Genomic DNA, 15,556 nt, shown 5'->3' on the forward strand with positions numbered 1-15,556 from the left:
GTTTTCTAGCGCGCCCCGATCCTCCGGGCGCAGATGGAGCCAAGCGATGAGCACCGTGACGGTGACCGACGAGTCCTTCGAAAAGGACGTCCTGCAGGCCGACAAGCCGGTCCTGGTCGACTTCTGGGCCGAATGGTGCGGCCCGTGCAAGCAGATCGCCCCGGCCCTGGAGCAGATCTCCGAGGAACTGGCCGACCACGTCACCGTGGCCAAGGTCAATATCGAGGACAGCCCCACCACCCCGTCGCGCTACGGCGTGCGCGGCATCCCGACCATGATGCTGTTCCGCGGCGGCCAGATGGCCTCGATGAAGGTCGGGGCCATGCCCAAGGCCAAGATCCTGGAATGGCTGAACGAAGCCGGCGTGCACCAGCCGGCGTAGGCCTCCGCTGATTTTAGCGCACGACCGCCCGCCTCGCCGACGCGAGGCGGGCGGTTTGCGTTTTGGAGGCGACGAACGGTCGCGGAAGCGTCGCGGCGAGCTCGCATCCCTCTCCCGCCATTCTGGAGATGGGCGCGAAATAACCGCGTTCAAGAATTGCCGCACGCCGAAATATGCGCAGCTTGTGGAGCCCTCATCGCAGCAGGAGGGTGACATGATCCAGCACGACGTACTGATCGTCGGCGGCGGCCCGACGGGCCTGATGCTGGCCGCCGAACTGGCGCTGGCGGGCGTGGACGCCGTGGTCATCGAACAGCGCCCGAACCAGGATCTGTTCGGCCGTCGCGCCGGGGGCCTGCACGCGCGCACGCTGGAGATCCTCGACCAGCGGGGCGTGGTCGACCGCTTCCTCGTGGCGGGCCGCAAGGCCCAGGTCGCCGGCTTCGCCTGGATGCCGCTGGACATCAGCGACTTCCCGACCCGTCACAACTACGGCCTCGCCCTGGCCCAGCAGCCGACCGAGCGCCTGCTCGCCGACTGGGTCGAGGACCTGGGCGCGCCGGTGCTGCGCGGTCGGGCGGCGGCCCAAGTCCACCAGGACGAGGCGGGCGTGGAGGTCGTCCTGTCCGACGGCGCGCGCCTGCGCGGCGCCTATCTGGTCGGCTGCGACGGCGGGCGCAGCCTGGTGCGCAAGGCCGCCGGCATCGCCTTTCCCGGCTCGGGGCCAACGATCAGCCACATCATCGCCGAGGCCAAGCTGGCCCAGACCCCGGAATGGGGCATGCGCCACGACGCACAGGGGCTGCACGGGCTGAACCCCCTGCCGGACGGCTCCGGCGTCGGCGTCCTGGTCACCGAGTCCCAGTCGGGGCAGGCGGGCGACCCCAGCCTGGAGGACCTGAAGTCGGCCCTGGTCGCCGTCTACGGCACGGACTACGGCGTCCACGATCCGGCCTGGATCTCCCGCTTCAACGACGCCGCCCGGCAGGCGTCCGCCTATCGCGCGGGCCGGGTGCTGCTGGCCGGGGACGCGGCGCACGTCCACTATCCCGCCGGCGGCCAGGGCCTGAACCTCGGCGTCCAGGACGCGGTCAATCTCGGCTGGAAGCTCGGCCAGGTCGTCCGGAAGACCGCCCCCGAGCGCCTGCTCGACAGCTACGAGCGCGAGCGACGTCCCGTCGTCACCCGCGTCCTGCGCAACACCATGGCCCAGGTGGCGCTGCTGGGCCGCCTCGACGACCGCAAGGCCGCCCTGCGCGAGGTGATGGCCGAGCTCCTGCAGTTGGACGCGCCGCGCGCCTGGCTGGCCGGCATGATGTCGGGCCTGGACATCCGCTACGACCTTGGCGCGGGACATCCCCTGCTCGGCCGCCGGATGCCCGACCTCGACCTGGCGACCGCGGACGGGCCGGGCCGGACCTACGCGCTTCTGCACGCGGCCCGCCCCGTGCTGCTCGACCTTGGCCTGGCCGCGCGCCCGAACCTGGGGCCCTGGGCCGATCGCCTCCGGCTTGTGGAGGCGCGCTACGCCGCCCCCTGGCGGCTGCCGGTGCTGGGCGAGGTTCCGCCGCCCCTCGCCGTGCTCATCCGCCCGGACGGCCACGTCGCCTGGGTGGACGGCGACGGGCGCGCGGACGGCCTGGCGGCGGCGCTCGACGCCTGGGTCGGCCCCGCCTAGCCGACGGTCGTCTCGCCTTGAGACGGAGGAATGGTCCTACTTCTTGCCCGGCGTGACGATGAACGGCGACACCGAGGCCGGCGCCGTCTTCTTGTCGGCCTTCGGTTTGCGGACTTCCTTGTTGGACTTCTTCTGACCCTTGGCCATGGCGGCTCCTGCCGGGACGCTCGCGCGCCGGGGGGATCCAGCGGGCCGAGCCGCCCTTTCGGCGTGAGCTGTTCCTTAGGGCTTCGCCGCCGCCCCACCTAGGCCTTTCGAGCTTTCGGTCGGGGCGAACCCCTTCCCATGCTTTGCACGTCGCAAGCAAAGCTTAAGAAAATCAACGCCTTGAAAATTCTCGACCCGATTTGATCCTCACCCCTCCAGGCCGGCCCCATACTCGTCCTCGCCCTGTCGTGGGGGAGGACGTCCGGCCGGCGACCTCGACGTGCGGCGGGGGCGGTCGAGCGGGAAGCGTCCGCCGGCCGGCGTCGAAGGGCCCTTCGGGTCGGTCGGCGGAACGTGGGGGTCCCGGATGGGGCCTCGGGCGGTCCGGACCGGACGGGCGGGAACACCCCCTCGGGGCCGAACGGCGAAACGCAGCAGGCGCGGGCTGAAATCGCCCGCGCGGTCCGGAGGGTTTGCCGACCTTCCGCCCGCCGGGGGCCTCCATCGGAGCGGGTTAAAAATCCGCGACCCGAAGGCTTCTGGAAAACGCGCCGCGCGGAGCGCCCGTGACGTGTCGAAACGGTACTCTCCAAAACTCTACACCGGGCGCGCCCCGGACGCTCCGCCGCCTCCCCAGCCCTCAGCGGGTCTCCGCCTGAGGCCGCCGCCGCATGCCCCCTCCGGCCCTCCGGGCCACCTCCCCCAGAGGGGGAGGATCTTAGGCGGCGTTAGCTGCTCCCCCTTGGGGGGAGCTGTCGCGAAGCGACTGAGGGGGTCTCAGGCCGCCTTCTTGGCCGCCTTTTCCTTCTTGGGCTTCTTGTCTTTCTTGCCGTGCGCTTTCTCGGCCTTGGCGGCCTTGGGTTTCTTGCCCTTGGCCTCGGGCTCGGCGTGGACGTCGGAGACGGCCATGTCGGCCAGCAGCTCCAGGAAGCCCTCGCGCTTGCTGGGCTTGAGCAGCGCCAGGATGCGGGCGTCGGCCATCGCCACCTTGGGGCGGCTGTCCTCGAGCACGGCGGCGCCGGCCGGGGTCAGGCTGACGGTGTTGGCGCGGGCGTCCTGGTCGGAGCGCTGGCGCTCCAGGTGGCCCTTGGTGATCATCCGGGCGACCATGTCGGCCAGGGTGGAGCGGTCGATGCCGGTGGCGCGGACCAGGCCCGTCTGGGTGACGCCCTCGTTCTCGGCCACGGCGGCCAGGACGGCGTACTGGCGCTGGGTGATGCCGCCCGACCCGCTTTCCTCGGCATAGATGTCGAGGGCCAGCTGCAGGACGCGGTGCAGCAGGTGGCTGGGCGAGCGGGCCAGGGCCCCGCCGTGTTCGCCGCCCTTGGTGTCGCCCTTGGTCTTGGCCATGGTCCGTCGTCCCTCTTTTCCGCCGACGGAGCTTTCAGTACCACGCTTACACGTCGTTTTGACGACAGATGGTCCGTGGGCTGCCGGTTGCGGCGAGGAGCCGACGGGCTAGAAACCGGCGTCCGGCGGCTCGGGGGTCTTGGCCTCGTCGCCCTTGGCGATGTGCTTCATCATGAACGGCACCTGGCTCAGCGAGAACAGCAGGGCCAGGGGCAACAGGCCGATGCGGAACTTCACCCACATGTCGGTGGTCTGGGTCAGGCGGACCAGCTCGTTGGCGACGGCGGCGAAGGCGAAATAGCCGCCGTAGCGCAGGGTCAGGGTGCGCCAGGCCGCGTCGGGCAGGTGCACGGCCTCGCCCATCAGGGCCTTCAGCGGCGCGCGGCCGGCGACCACGCCGCCGATCATGAACAGGGCCAGGGCGGCGTTGACCACCGTGACCTTGACCTTCACGAACACGTCGCTGTGGAACACCAGGCCCAGGGCCCCGAAGATCAGGGCCATGACGCCGGAGAACAGCGGCAGCAGAGCGACCCGGCGCTCGACCACATAGCCCAGGATCAGGGCCAGGGCCGAGGCGGCGACCAGCACCCAGGTCGCGGTCTGGAAGTTGCGGCCGGTGGCGAAGAAGGCGACCCCGAAGGCGACCGGCGCGCCATAGTCGATGGCCGTGCGCACCCAGGCGGCGCCCTTCGGCTTCGGCTTCGGATCTTCGACAGGCGAGGCGGGCGGCGGCGTGTCGGTCATGGTCTAGTCCTCCAGGCCCACCAGCGAACGGGAGAAGGCGCGGGCGTCGAACGGCTGCAGGTCGTCGACCCCCTCGCCGACGCCGATCAGCTTGATCGGGCTGTCGGAGGCCCGGGCCACCGGCACCAGCACCCCGCCCCGCGCGGTGCCGTCCAGCTTGGTCATCACGATGCCGGACACGCCCACCTGGTTGCCGAAGATCTTCTCCTGGGCCAGGGCGTTGCGGCCGACCGTGGCGTCCAGCACCAGCAGGGTCTCGTGCGGCGCGTCGGGGTCGACCTTCTTGAGCACGCGGATGACCTTGAGCAGCTCGTCCATCAGGCCCTGCTTGTTCTGCAGCCGGCCGGCGGTGTCGATCAGGACGACGTCGTGGCCTTCCAGCTTGGCGCGCTCGACGGCCTCGTAGGCCAGGGCGGCCGCGTCGGCGCCGGGCGGCCGGGACATGAAATCGGCCCCCGCCCGGTCGGCCCAGACCTTCAGCTGCTCGACGGCGGCGGCGCGGAAGGTGTCGCCGGCGGCGATCAGCACCTTGGCGTTCTTGCCCGCCAGGTCCGAGGCGATCTTGCCCAGGGTCGTGGTCTTGCCCGAGCCGTTGACCCCGATGAACAGCACCACATAGGGCTTGGGCCCCGACAGCGGGTCGAACACGCCCTCGCGGTCGGCCAGCTCGGCGGCGACCAGCTCGGCCAGGGCTTCCTTGACCTCGGTCTCGGTCGACGACTTGCCGAACCGGGCCTTGCCGAAGGCGTCGGTGATGCGGGCGGCGATCTGCGGGCCCAGGTCGGCCTCGATCAGCATCTCCTCCAGCTGGTCCAGCTGCTCCTGGTCCAGCGGCTTCTTGGTGAAGGCGCCGGTGACCTGCTCGGTCATCTGCTGCGACGACCGGGCCAGGCCGGAGGTCAGGCGCTGGAACCAGCCTTTTTTCTGCTCGGGCTTTTCGCTCATGGCGTTCCTTTAGAGCGTGGCGGCTGAAAGTGTGAGCGGTTTCAGCGTCCGCCACGCGCCAATAAATAGGGATGGAGCCAGGGACAGGCTCCATCGGCCGTGGCATGAAACGCTAATGGACGCGCTTTCGACCACGCTCTTCTGGCTGGATTACGCCGCCGTCGCCGTGTTCGGGGCGACCGGGGCGCTGGCGGCCGCCCGCCGCAAGCACGACATCATCACCTTCGGCTTCTTCGCGGCCATCACCGGGGTGGGCGGCGGCACGCTGCGGGACCTGCTGATCGGCGCGCCGGTGTTCTGGGTCCAGAGGCCCGGCTACGTCATGGTCTGCCTGGCGGCGGCGGTCGCGGTCTGGCTGCTGGGCAAGCGCGGCTGGCGGTTCCGGGCGCTGCTGTGGCTGGACGCCCTGGGCATGGCCGCCTACGCCGTGGTCGGCACGGCCAAGGCGCTCAGCCTGAACGTCCATCCGTTCACGGCGGTGATGATGGGCGTGCTGACCACCGCGTTCGGCGGGGTGATCCGCGACGTGCTGGCCGGGGAGCCCAACCTGCTGCTGCGCCGCGAGATCTACATCACCGCCGCCCTGCTGGGCGCGGCGGTTTTCGCCGGCCTGACCCTGCTGCACATCGGCTTCTGGCCCGCCGGGATCGCCGGCTTCGCCGCCGCCTTCGGCCTGCGGGCCTGCGCCCTGAAGCTGGGCTGGAGCCTGCCGGGCTTCGCGGGCGGCGAGGACGCCCGCCCCTGACGCGCGCGCCGCGTTAGTTCAGCGGCATTAGTCTCGATATAGTAGTAATTCTTGAGAAAATTCAAGCGGTTAAGGCGATGATACGGTTTTCCCGGCACAGCCTGGGAGATCATGATGCCGTTCCGCCCGATTCTGCTGGCGAGCCTTCTGCTCGCCCTGCCCGTCAGCGCCCTGGCCGACCCCTGCGTCGCGCCGTTGCCCGGCCCCTCGACCACCTTCAGCGGCGTTGTCCGCTACATCGGCGACGGCGACAGCCTCTGCGTCAGCCGAAGCTCCGATCCCCAGACCTGGGTCGAGGTGCGGCTCGGCGACTTCTCGGCCCCCGAACTGCACGACGCCGGCGGGGCGCGGGCGAAGGCCATGCTCAAGGCCCTGACCTACGGCCAATACCTGGTCTGCCGGGCCGGACGGCAGTCCTATGACCGGGTGGTGGCCCGTTGCCAGCTGAACGGCGCGGGGGTCGGCGACCTGCTGCGCCGGAACGGGGCGGTCGAGGGCGGCAACTAGACCGGATCAGGTGTCATGATCGGGGTGCTGCCGGCTGACCACCGGTCCCGACGGCCCCAGCGGCGGCCGCACCGGCATGTCGGCCAGGTGGTCCATCCAGGCCGGACGCCCCTCGACGGCCAGCTGCACCGCCGGCTCTACCCGCGAGGGGTCGTCGAAGGCGAACACCGCCAGGTCGATCTGATCGGCGCTCCATTCGAAGGTCAGGGGCGTGCCGCAGGCGGCGCAGAAGCCGCGGCGGACCGTGTCCGAGCTCTGGAACCGCGACGGCGCCCCCCGCGTCCAGGCCAGGTCGGCGACCTTGACGGTGACCAGGGCTCCGAACGGCCCGGCGAAGGCCTTCTGGCACATGCGGCAATGGCAAATCGAGGCGCGGCCGGGCTCGCCCTCGACCCGGAAGCGCACGGCGCCGCACTGGCAGCCGCCGGTCAGAGGAAGGTCGGACATGGCAAGACCTCAGGGCTGGTGCGGCGGGACCGACAGGGTCGGGATCGGCGTCAGGCGGAAGGTGACCTCATAGGCGTCATGGTCGGACAGCACCGGCCCGCCCGTCGCCGAGCCGTCGAACCGGGCCTCGACCTGGACCGGCCGGATCGCCACCTTGTCCCCCGGCTTGAAGCCGATCAGGTCCTGGGTGTCCAGCCAGGGGGCGTCGCCGTCGGCCGAGATCTTGGCGTCGCAGCTGTCGGGGGTCTTGAAGCACACCTGGCTGACCACCTCGAACGGGTAGCGTTGCATCACATAGTCGTAGCGGTCCGGGGCGTGCATGACGTTGAAGTCGCCGCCGACGATCAGCGGCGCGCCGGGCGTCCGGTCGCTCTCCATGAAGTGGCCCAGCTCCTCGGTCTGCAGGTGGTGGGCCATGCGGTTGCGGTTGCGCGGCACGCCCGAGGCGCCCTTGGAATTGAGGTGGGTGTCGGCGATCTCGACCGGCGTTGGAAGGCCCGGCACGTCCAGGCTGACCAGCATCACGCCCTTGTTGGCCAGGCAGTCCAGGCCCGCGCAGTAGCGATAGGCGTGCGACTTGACCCAGTTGATCGGATGATCGCTCAGCACCCACAGGCCGCTGGAGCCCCACTTGCCCCAGCCCTCGCCCTTGCGGCGGTACTTCACCCGCTTGTAGCGCGGGCGGTCGTCCTTGCTGAACGGGTTGGCGTCGCGCTGCCGCTTGCGGGGGCCGCGGGCGACATGGGCGTAGCCGCTGAGCTGGATCAGGTCGCGGACCTCGTCGCGAAAGCCTTCCTGCAACAGGACGACGTCGGGCTGCAGCCCCTTCTCGCGCAGGTCGGCCAGCTGGCGGCCGATGGCCTTCAACTTCGACCCCCTGCCGAACCGCACCGGCCAGGGCAGGCCCTCGACATTATAGGTCATGACGCTGAGTTCGACCGGCTGCATCGGGCCGACCGGATGAAAGGCGGCGGGCGGGGTGTCCTCGGTCTTCGGCTCCGGAAGTGGCGCGGTCTCCTGGGCGCGCGCCGAACCGCCGAACGACAGGGTCGCGACAAGAAGGGCGGTCAGGACGAGGCGGTCGAGCATGCTCAGGCGGTGAGCTCCGCGATCACGCGTGTCCCATCGTGCCCGACCACCCGGAAGGCGGCGATCTCTCCCTGGGGCGCGGGGCCTTCGAAGGCGATTTCGGTGAAGTCCTCGGCCCGGGCCACGCCCTCGCGCTCGACCAGGCCCGACAGCGTCCGGCCCAGCTGGCGCTGCAAGTGCTGTTCGAGCCCGGCCTGGCCGGCTTCACGCAGCCGGCGGGCGCGGTCCTTGATCACCGGACCCTTGACGGGCGGCATCCGCGCCGCGGGCGTACCGGGGCGAGCGCTGTAGGGGAAGACGTGCAGGAAGGCCAGGCCCGCCTCCTCGACCAGCTTCAGGGTGTTCTCGAACGCCTCGTCGCTCTCGGTGGGGAAGCCGGCGATCAGGTCGGCGCCGAAGGCGGTGTCGGGACGCACGCGGCGAACCTCGGACACCAGTTTCAGGGCGTCCTCGCGGCTGTGGCGGCGCTTCATGCGCTTGAGCACCAGGTTGTCGCCGGCCTGCAGCGACAGGTGCAGGTAGGGCATCAGCCGCGGCTCGGTCTCCAGCAGCTTGAACAGGTCCGGGTCGATCTCGGCCGCGTCGATCGACGACAGGCGCAGGCGCGGCAGGTCGGGGACCAGCTTGAGGATCCGGGCGACCAGTTGGCCCAGGGTCGGCTGGCCGGGCAGGTCGGCGCCCCAGGAGGTGACGTCGACGCCGGTCAGCACCACCTCGCGATAGCCCTCGGCCGACAGACGGCGGACCTGCTCGACGACCTCGCCGGCCGGGGCCGAGCGCGAATTGCCGCGGCCGTAGGGGATGATGCAGAAGGTGCAGCGGTGGTCGCAGCCGTTCTGGACCTCGACATAGGCCCGGGCGCGATCCTTCAGGCCGGCGATCAGGTGGCCGGCGGTCTCCTTGATCGACATGATGTCATTGACCCGCACGCGGGTGGAGGTGTCGAGCAGGGCGCCCGGCGCGGCCTTCTCGGCGTTGCCCAGCACCAGGTCCACTTCCGGCATGGCGGCGAAGGCGGCCGGGTCGATCTGGGCGGCGCAGCCGGTGACGATCAGCCGGGCGTCGGGCCGCTCGCGCCGCGCCTTGCGGATCGCCTGTCGCGCCTGGCGCACGGCCTCGTTGGTCACCGCGCAGGTGTTGAACACCACCGCGTCGGCCAGGCCGTCGGCGCTGGCGCGGGCCCGGATGGCCTCGGACTCGTAGGCGTTCAGCCGGCAACCGAAGGTGACGACGTCGACGCCGTCCGGCCCCAACATCGTCGACGCCGGGCCGCCCTCTTCGCCGACGGCGGGTGCGGGCTTCGGAGGACGCGAGATGAGGGTGTAGGTCGTCACGGCCTCACCCCCACATGAGCGGCGTCCGCCGACTTCAGGATTTTGGTCACGACGCCGCAGACATCCTTCTGTTCGACCGGCCCCTGGGCGCGGGAATCGAGGCTGTTGTCGCGATTGTCGCCCAGAACGAACCAGGCGCCAGCGGGGACCGTGAACGGTCCGAAATCGTCGAACTCGCCGTCCGAGACCAGGTCGAGGGTCTCGTAGCTGCGCCCACCTGGGAGGGTCTCGCGATAGACCTGACCGTTGGGCGAATAGCCGCCATCGGCGATCGGCAGGCTGCGCCCTTCGGCACGGCGGGTCACGACGCGACCATCTATGCTCAGCACGCCGGCGCGCAGGGTCACGATCTGACCGGCCCGGGCTACAATCCGCTTGACGTAACGCACCTTGCCGGCGCGATGGATGATCACGTCGCCCACGACTGGCTTGATCGAACCGCACAGCCCCCGCGCCCCATACACGCCCAAGATGTCGCCCTGGGTCAGGGTCGGGATCATCGCCGCGGAGGGGATCGTGTAGGCGGACAGCGGAAAGAATAGCCGCAGCCCCAGCCCCACCAGCAGCGGCGTCACGGCGAACAGCAGGTGGACCAGGAAGTTTGGCCGCTTGACAGCCACACCGGTCGCCCGGGCCCGCCAGGCGATCCAACCGGCGTGCAGCGCCGCCGCCACGTTCAGGATCCAGATCGGACCGACATTGGACGCATCGTCCGCCCAGCGATAGACGCCCGGCGGCGCGTGGAACGTCCAACCGAGCACCGCCAAGGTCGCGACGATCAGCAGCGCCAGGAATCCCAGCGCCAGACGCACACGGCCAACGAACACGTAGCCCACCGGCGGGAGCAGCAGGTTGAGGACCAAAGCCCCGACCACGCCACGCCGCGACGGCCGCTTGGTCGAGACTTCGCCGACTTGGGGAGACGAGAGAACGGCCTCGGTCACGGCTGATCCACGAACGCCGCGAAGGCGTCCTTCCAGTCGGGATGCCAGCGCGACAGGGCCGGGCGGTTTTCGATGACGTCGCCCATGGCCCAGGCCATGCGCTTCTCGTCCAGCGACCGCGGCACGTCGTTGTCGGGGCACAGGATGTAGAAGTCGCCGCGGGCGATGCTGTCGAGCATGAACTGCACGGTCTGCTCGGGCGTCCACGCTCCCGCCGGCTTGTCGGTCCCGCGCCGGGTCATGCCGGTATGGACGAAGCCGGGGATCAGCAGCCGGGCGTCGACCTGGCAGTCGACGATCTCGCGCAAGGTATGGGCCAGCCCTTCGGTCAGGGCCTTCACCGCCGACTTGCTGACGTTGTAGGCGGTATTGCCCGGCGGCTGGGTGATCCCTTGCTTGGAGCCGGTGTTGATGATCAGGCCGGGACGGCCGCTGGCCGCCATCTCCTCGCCGATCAATTGGACGCCGTTGATCACGCCCCACAGGTTGACGTCCAGCACCCGCTTCCACGGGTCCTCGCCCGAGAAGGCGTCGCCCCCGCCGCCGACCCCAGCGTTGTTCATCAGCACGTCGACGGCGCCGAACCGCTCGACCGCGGCGTCGCGCAGGGCCTGGACGGCGGCGCGGTCGGCGACATCGGTCGGCACGGCCAGGGCCTTGTCGCCGATCGCGTCGGCGGCCTTCTTCAGGGCCCGGCCCATAATGTCGGCCATGACCACGTTCATGCCCAGGTCGGCGAAGGCCCGGGCGACGGCCAGGCCGATGCCGTCGGCCGCGCCGGTGATCACCGCCGTCTTGCCGGGTCCGATGGCGGGGTGGACGGTCATGCGGCCGCGCGCTCCGGCAGCTTGCCGACGAACTCCATGGTCACCGGACCGGTCATGATCACGTGGCCATCGGCCTCGCGCCATTCAACGGTCAAGGCGCCGCTTTCGAACTCGACCTTGGCCGTGCGATCGGTCAGGCCGCGCCGCACGGCGGCCACCTGGGCCGCGCAGGCGCCGGTGCCGCAGGCCGTCGTCAGGCCCGCGCCGCGCTCCCAGACCTTCAGCTGGATATGGTCGCGAGCGGCGACGTGGGCGAAGCCGACATTGACGCCTTCCGGGAACAGCGGGTGGTGCTCGACCAAACTTCCCGTGCCGGTGGCGAACGCGTCATCGACCGGGGCGTCGACGAAGAACACCACATGCGGATTGCCCATCGAGACACAGCCCGGCGTGTGGACCAGCGGCGCGTCGATCGGGCCGACCTGCAGCTCAATCCCGCCCGTATCCATCTCTTCGGCCAGAGGGATCTGGTCCCAGGCCAGGCCCGGCTGGCCCATGTCGACGGTGACCAGCTTGTCGCCGGCCATCACGCCCGACAGCCGTCCGGCCACTGTGTCGAAGGCCACCGCGTCCTTCTTGCCCGACTGCATCAGCAGCCAGGCCACGCAGCGCGTGCCGTTGCCGCAAGCACCGATCTCTTCGCCGTCCGAATTCCAGAAGCGCACGTAGGCGCTGGCGCCCTCGGCCCTGGGCGGGTCGATGGCGATCACCTGGTCGCAGCCGATCCCGCCCTCACCCCGTTTGGCGATGGCGCGGATGTCCTCAGCCGTCGGATTGAAGGGCTGGGTCAGAGTCTCGATCACGACGAAGTCGTTGCCGAGGCCGTTCATCTTGAGAAAGGTGCGGCTCATGGTGGGGCTATATAGTGGAAAACCTCGGCCGAGTCAGAGGCTGGGCCCAACTGCGGCGATTTGAGCTTGGTTTTCCGGTGCGGAAGGGGTTGAGGGCGTGATCAGGACGGTCGCGAGGCTCAAGCCATCTGGCGCGAGCCTTCTTTTACGATACCGTCGGCTCAAAGGCCCCGCTTGCCCGCAGCGGGCCACCTGTCACGACAGCCGCCGGATCCCTAGATGCGTAGCCTGCTTTTCGCCCTCCTCGCCTCCACGAGCCTCATGACCGCCGCCCAAGCCGCCGACCCCGCTCCACCCGCCGATACCGAAGCCCGCACGCCGCTGGCCGACCTGGGCAAGGACGATCCCTACAAATGGATGGAGGAGATCGAGGGCGAGCGGCCGCTGGCCTGGGCCAAGGCGCAGAACACGCGCAGCCTGGCGATCCTGCAGGGCGACGCCCGCTACGCCGGTCTCCAGGCCCAGGCCCTGGCGATCCTCAACGCCAAGGACCGGGTGCCGAGCGTGTCGTTCGCCGGCGACGGATCCCTGCGCAACTTCTGGCAGGACGCCGACCACGTGCGCGGCCTGTGGCGCAAGACCACGCTGGACAGCTACCGCACGGCCGAGCCCCAGTGGGAGACGATCCTCGACATCGACGCCCTGTCCAAGGCCGAGAGCGCCAACTGGGTGTTCAAGGGCGCCAGCTGCCTGCCGCCCGAAGAGACCCGCTGCCTGCTGACCCTGTCGAACGGCGGCAAGGACGCGGTGACGATCCGCGAGTTCGACACCACGACAAAGGCGTTCGTGCCCGGCGGCTTCACCCTGCCGGAGGGCAAGCAGAACGTCGCCTGGCTGGACAAGGACACCCTGCTGGTCGCCCGCGAATGGGAGCCGGGCCAGGTGACCAAGTCCAGCTATCCCTATGTGGTCAAGGCGCTGAAGCGCGGCCAGGCCCTGGCGGACGCCAAGGAGGTGTTCCGCGGCACGCCGGACGACGTCTCGGCCTCGGCCTACACCCTGACCGACGCCGATGGAAAGGTCGTCGCCGTCCTGGCCAATCGCGGGGTCAGCTTCTTCGAGGCCGAGACCTACCTGCTGACCGACGCCGGCCCGGTCAAGCTGCCCCTGCCGCTGAAGCACTCGATCCAGGCCTATGTGGCCGGCCAGATGGTCGTGTCGTTGGAGCAGGACTGGTCCGAGCGCGGTTTCAAGACCGGCGACCTGATCAGTTTCGACCTCGCAGCGTTCAAGGCCGACCCGGCCAAGGCCGCCGCGACCCTGGTCCTGCGCCCGACCGCCAAGCAGTCGGTGGAAGGCGTCACCACCACCCGCGACCGGCTGGTGGTCGGCCTGCTGGACAACGTCACCGGCGCGGCCCTGGTCTACGCCCACGGTCCGCAGGGCTGGGCGCACCAGAAACTGGCCCTGCCGGCCAATTCGACGATCGGCCTGGGCTCGACTTCGCAGAAGGACGACCGCCTGTTCGTCAGCGTCACCGGCTATCTGACGCCCTCGACCTACTGGCTGGCCGACGCGGCTTCGCTGAAGCTGGAGCAGGTCAAGGCCTCGCCGGCCCGCTTCGACGCCTCGACCCATGTGGTCGAGCAGTTCGAGGCGACCTCCAGCGACGGCGTGAAGATCCCCTACTTCGTCGTGCGCCCCAGGGGCGTGAAGTACGACGGCACGGCCCCGACCCTGCTCTACGCCTATGGCGGCTTCCAGGTGTCGATGACCCCGGCCTATTCGGGGGTTATGGGCAAGCTGTGGCTGGAGCGCGGCGGGACCTATGTGGTCGCCAACATCCGCGGCGGCGGCGAGTTCGGTCCCGCCTGGCACGACGCGGCCCTGAAGGCCAACCGCCAGAAGGCCTATGACGACTTCTTCGCGGTGTCCCAAGACCTGATCGATCGCAAGATCACCTCGCCGCGCCGGCTGGGCATCATGGGCGGCAGCAACGGCGGCCTGCTGATGGGCGTGGCCCTGACCCAGCGGCCCGAGCTCTACAACGCCATCGTCGTGCAGGTGCCGCTGTTCGACATGATCCGCTACAGCCAGATCGGGGCCGGGGCCTCGTGGGTGGGCGAATATGGCGACCCGGCCGTCCCCTCCGAGCGGGCGGTGATCGCCAAGTACGACCCCTATTCCAACCTCAAGGCCGGCCGGAAATATCCCGAGGTGTTCATCGAGACCTCGACCAAGGACGACCGCGTCCACCCCGCCCACGCCCGCAAGGCCGCCGCGCGCTTGGAGGACTTGGGCTATCCGGTGCTCTATTACGAGAACATCGACGGCGGCCACGCGGCCAGCGCCAACCTGGCCGAGACCGCCCGCCGACAGGCGCTGGAATATGTCTATCTGTCGAGGAAGCTGATGGACTGAGGCGCTCGCGCTTCGAAGAACGTCGATCTTCGAGACGTAAACCCTCGTTCAATCTATCCGCGTCAAGGTGGCGTCGAATATCCGGCCGCACGTTCGGCCCGAGCCGGATCGAGGTTGCCTTGAAGATCGACGTCTTCCCCGCCCTGGAACTGCCCGAGGAGGTCCGCTCCGCCTGGTCGACCGCCCAGGCCGGCGAGGCGCGCTTCGACAGCCCGTTCCTGTCGCCGCTGTGGGCCCAGGCCGTGGCGCGGGCGCGCGGCCCCGCCAACAGCACCAAGGTCGTCGTCCAGCACGACAAGGCCGGCGATCCGGCCGCCTTCCTGGCGGTGCGCAAGCGCGGCTCGACCGCCATGCCGGTCGGCGCGCCGATGAGCGACTACCAGGCCCTGGTGACCCGCGGCGGGTTCCGGGCCGACCCGCGGGCCATGCTGCAGGCCCTGGGCGTCTCGCGCTATGATTTCTGCCACATGCAGGCCCAGGACCCGGCCTTCCAGGGCCACGCCCGGGGCCAGTGCGTTTCCTGGGTGATCGAGGTCGCCGACGGCTACGCCGCCTACGAGGCCGAGCGCAAGGCGGCCGGAGTCGGCGCGCTGAAGGACATCGACAAGAAGCGCCGCAAGGTCGAGCGCGAGGTGGGCCCGACCCGGTTCACGGCCTTGTCGGACTCCCGCGCCGATTTCGAACAGTTGATCGCCTGGAAGCGGGCCCAGCTGGCGGCCACCGGCCAGACCGACCTGTTCCGCACCGGCTGGGTCATGCGGCTGATGGATGACCTGCTGGAGACCCGTGACCCGGCGTTCGGCGGCGGCCTCTATACCCTGCACCTGGGCGACGAGCTGGCGGCCGTGCATTTCCACCTGCGGGGCGGCGGCACGATCCATGGCTGGATGATCGCCCACGATCCGAAGTTCGAGCGCTATTCCCCCGGCCTGCTGCTGTTCCAGGACATCCTCAGGAGCCTGGATGGCGGCCCCTACAAGCGCCTGGACCTCGGGGCCGGCGACTATCGCTTCAAGCGCGAGCTGTCGAACCACCAGCAGGCCGTGATGTTCGGTTTCCTGGGCGCGCCGTCGGTCTCGACACTGGCCCGCACGGCGATCTATGGCCTGCGCGGCATGGCCGAGGCCCTGCCGCTGGGGCCCGTGTCGGCCTTGCCGGGCAAGGCGATGCGCAGGATCGACGTGCTGCGCGGCCTGCGTTAA

The 15,556-nt window shown here is 69.9% G+C and carries 16 protein-coding genes; 6 read left to right on the forward strand and 10 right to left on the reverse strand.

The window, feature by feature from the left end; all coding sequences use genetic code 11:
* Positions 1–46 precede the first annotated feature (46 nt).
* Positions 47–382 carry a thioredoxin gene (gene trxA, locus J2X41_RS15920; protein WP_018061274.1) on the forward strand — a complete coding sequence of 112 codons (336 nt, stop codon included), beginning with the start codon at positions 47–49 and terminating at the stop codon, positions 380–382.
* 214 nt (positions 383–596) lie between these two features.
* A complete protein-coding gene (locus tag J2X41_RS15925) occupies positions 597–2,060 on the forward strand; it encodes an FAD-dependent monooxygenase (RefSeq protein ID WP_310083004.1) in 1,464 nt (487 codons plus the stop codon).
* A gap of 36 nt (positions 2,061–2,096) precedes the next feature.
* Here the strand turns inward: J2X41_RS15925 and J2X41_RS15930 are convergent, their stop codons facing one another.
* The 4 genes from J2X41_RS15930 to ftsY form a co-directional block, all read right to left on the reverse strand.
* A complete protein-coding gene (locus J2X41_RS15930; RefSeq protein WP_018061233.1) occupies positions 2,097–2,207 on the reverse strand; it encodes a hypothetical protein in 111 nt (36 codons plus the stop codon).
* Between the two features lie 777 nt (positions 2,208–2,984).
* Positions 2,985–3,557, reverse strand: a complete 573-nt coding sequence (locus J2X41_RS15935) for a MarR family winged helix-turn-helix transcriptional regulator (RefSeq protein ID WP_310083005.1) — start codon at positions 3,555–3,557, stop codon at positions 2,985–2,987.
* A 108-nt stretch (positions 3,558–3,665) separates the two neighbouring features.
* Positions 3,666–4,304: a septation protein IspZ gene (locus J2X41_RS15940; RefSeq protein ID WP_310083007.1), complete on the reverse strand. Its 639-nt coding sequence runs from the start codon at positions 4,302–4,304 to the stop codon at positions 3,666–3,668.
* 3 nt (positions 4,305–4,307) lie between these two features.
* Positions 4,308–5,249 (reverse strand): signal recognition particle-docking protein FtsY, encoded by a 942-nt coding sequence (gene ftsY / locus J2X41_RS15945; protein ID WP_310032495.1) that lies wholly within the window; start codon positions 5,247–5,249, stop codon positions 4,308–4,310.
* Between the two features lie 115 nt (positions 5,250–5,364).
* Between ftsY and J2X41_RS15950 the strand changes: the two genes are divergently transcribed.
* Positions 5,365–5,994: a trimeric intracellular cation channel family protein gene (locus J2X41_RS15950; protein WP_310083008.1), complete on the forward strand. Its 630-nt coding sequence runs from the start codon at positions 5,365–5,367 to the stop codon at positions 5,992–5,994.
* A gap of 114 nt (positions 5,995–6,108) precedes the next feature.
* Entirely contained in the window at positions 6,109–6,501 is a 393-nt protein-coding gene (locus J2X41_RS15955; protein ID WP_310083009.1) for a nuclease, read from the forward strand.
* Positions 6,502–6,507: 6 nt separating this feature from the next.
* Here J2X41_RS15955 and J2X41_RS15960 read toward each other — a convergent pair whose 3' ends face one another.
* From J2X41_RS15960 to dapF, 6 genes are read right to left on the reverse strand one after another with little or no spacing between them, the layout of a single operon-like run.
* Positions 6,508–6,948, reverse strand: coding sequence for a GFA family protein (locus tag J2X41_RS15960; protein WP_310083010.1), 441 nt, complete (start codon positions 6,946–6,948; stop codon positions 6,508–6,510).
* 9 nt (positions 6,949–6,957) lie between these two features.
* Complete coding sequence (locus tag J2X41_RS15965; protein WP_310083011.1) at positions 6,958–8,037, reverse strand: endonuclease/exonuclease/phosphatase family protein; 1,080 nt, start codon at positions 8,035–8,037, stop codon at positions 6,958–6,960.
* Between the two features lie 2 nt (positions 8,038–8,039).
* Positions 8,040–9,371: a tRNA (N(6)-L-threonylcarbamoyladenosine(37)-C(2))-methylthiotransferase MtaB gene (mtaB, locus tag J2X41_RS15970; RefSeq protein WP_310083012.1), complete on the reverse strand. Its 1,332-nt coding sequence runs from the start codon at positions 9,369–9,371 to the stop codon at positions 8,040–8,042.
* A complete protein-coding gene (gene lepB / locus J2X41_RS15975) occupies positions 9,368–10,315 on the reverse strand; it encodes a signal peptidase I (protein WP_310083013.1) in 948 nt (315 codons plus the stop codon). Before lepB ends, mtaB begins: the two co-directional genes overlap by 4 nt.
* A complete protein-coding gene (locus tag J2X41_RS15980; protein WP_310083014.1) occupies positions 10,312–11,226 on the reverse strand; it encodes an SDR family NAD(P)-dependent oxidoreductase in 915 nt (304 codons plus the stop codon). The genes lepB and J2X41_RS15980 overlap by 4 nt, the downstream gene beginning before the upstream one ends.
* Positions 11,139–11,993, reverse strand: coding sequence for a diaminopimelate epimerase (gene dapF, locus J2X41_RS15985; protein ID WP_310083015.1), 855 nt, complete (start codon positions 11,991–11,993; stop codon positions 11,139–11,141). Before dapF ends, J2X41_RS15980 begins: the two co-directional genes overlap by 88 nt.
* Before the next feature lie 219 nt (positions 11,994–12,212).
* Between dapF and J2X41_RS15990 the strand changes: the two genes are divergently transcribed.
* The gene (locus J2X41_RS15990) at positions 12,213–14,354 is read left to right on the forward strand and encodes a prolyl oligopeptidase family protein (protein ID WP_310083016.1); all 2,142 of its coding nucleotides are present in this window, start codon (positions 12,213–12,215) and stop codon (positions 14,352–14,354) included.
* A gap of 119 nt (positions 14,355–14,473) precedes the next feature.
* A complete protein-coding gene (locus tag J2X41_RS15995) occupies positions 14,474–15,556 on the forward strand; it encodes a GNAT family N-acetyltransferase (protein WP_310083017.1) in 1,083 nt (360 codons plus the stop codon).

It is taken from the genome of Caulobacter sp. BE254 (assembly GCF_031457295.1).
In the GTDB taxonomy this organism is placed as follows: domain Bacteria; phylum Pseudomonadota; class Alphaproteobacteria; order Caulobacterales; family Caulobacteraceae; genus Caulobacter.

Excerpts from the sequence above, each read along its gene's own strand:
- trxA (WP_018061274.1), top strand. The coding sequence starts at position 47 with ATGAGCACCGTGACGGTGACCGACGAGTCCTTCGAAAAGGACGTCCTG.
- J2X41_RS15925 (WP_310083004.1), top strand. The coding sequence starts at position 597 with ATGATCCAGCACGACGTACTGATCGTCGGCGGCGGCCCGACGGGCCTG.
- J2X41_RS15930 (WP_018061233.1), bottom strand. The coding sequence starts at position 2,207 with ATGGCCAAGGGTCAGAAGAAGTCCAACAAGGAAGTCCGCAAACCGAAG.
- J2X41_RS15935 (WP_310083005.1), bottom strand. The coding sequence starts at position 3,557 with ATGGCCAAGACCAAGGGCGACACCAAGGGCGGCGAACACGGCGGGGCC.
- J2X41_RS15940 (WP_310083007.1), bottom strand. The coding sequence starts at position 4,304 with ATGACCGACACGCCGCCGCCCGCCTCGCCTGTCGAAGATCCGAAGCCG.
- ftsY (WP_310032495.1), bottom strand. The coding sequence starts at position 5,249 with ATGAGCGAAAAGCCCGAGCAGAAAAAAGGCTGGTTCCAGCGCCTGACC.
- J2X41_RS15950 (WP_310083008.1), top strand. The coding sequence starts at position 5,365 with ATGGACGCGCTTTCGACCACGCTCTTCTGGCTGGATTACGCCGCCGTC.
- J2X41_RS15955 (WP_310083009.1), top strand. The coding sequence starts at position 6,109 with ATGCCGTTCCGCCCGATTCTGCTGGCGAGCCTTCTGCTCGCCCTGCCC.
- J2X41_RS15960 (WP_310083010.1), bottom strand. The coding sequence starts at position 6,948 with ATGTCCGACCTTCCTCTGACCGGCGGCTGCCAGTGCGGCGCCGTGCGC.
- J2X41_RS15965 (WP_310083011.1), bottom strand. The coding sequence starts at position 8,037 with ATGCTCGACCGCCTCGTCCTGACCGCCCTTCTTGTCGCGACCCTGTCG.
- J2X41_RS15980 (WP_310083014.1), bottom strand. The coding sequence starts at position 11,226 with ATGGCGCGAGGCCGATGGCCACGTGATCATGACCGGTCCGGTGACCAT.
- dapF (WP_310083015.1), bottom strand. The coding sequence starts at position 11,993 with ATGAGCCGCACCTTTCTCAAGATGAACGGCCTCGGCAACGACTTCGTC.
- J2X41_RS15990 (WP_310083016.1), top strand. The coding sequence starts at position 12,213 with ATGCGTAGCCTGCTTTTCGCCCTCCTCGCCTCCACGAGCCTCATGACC.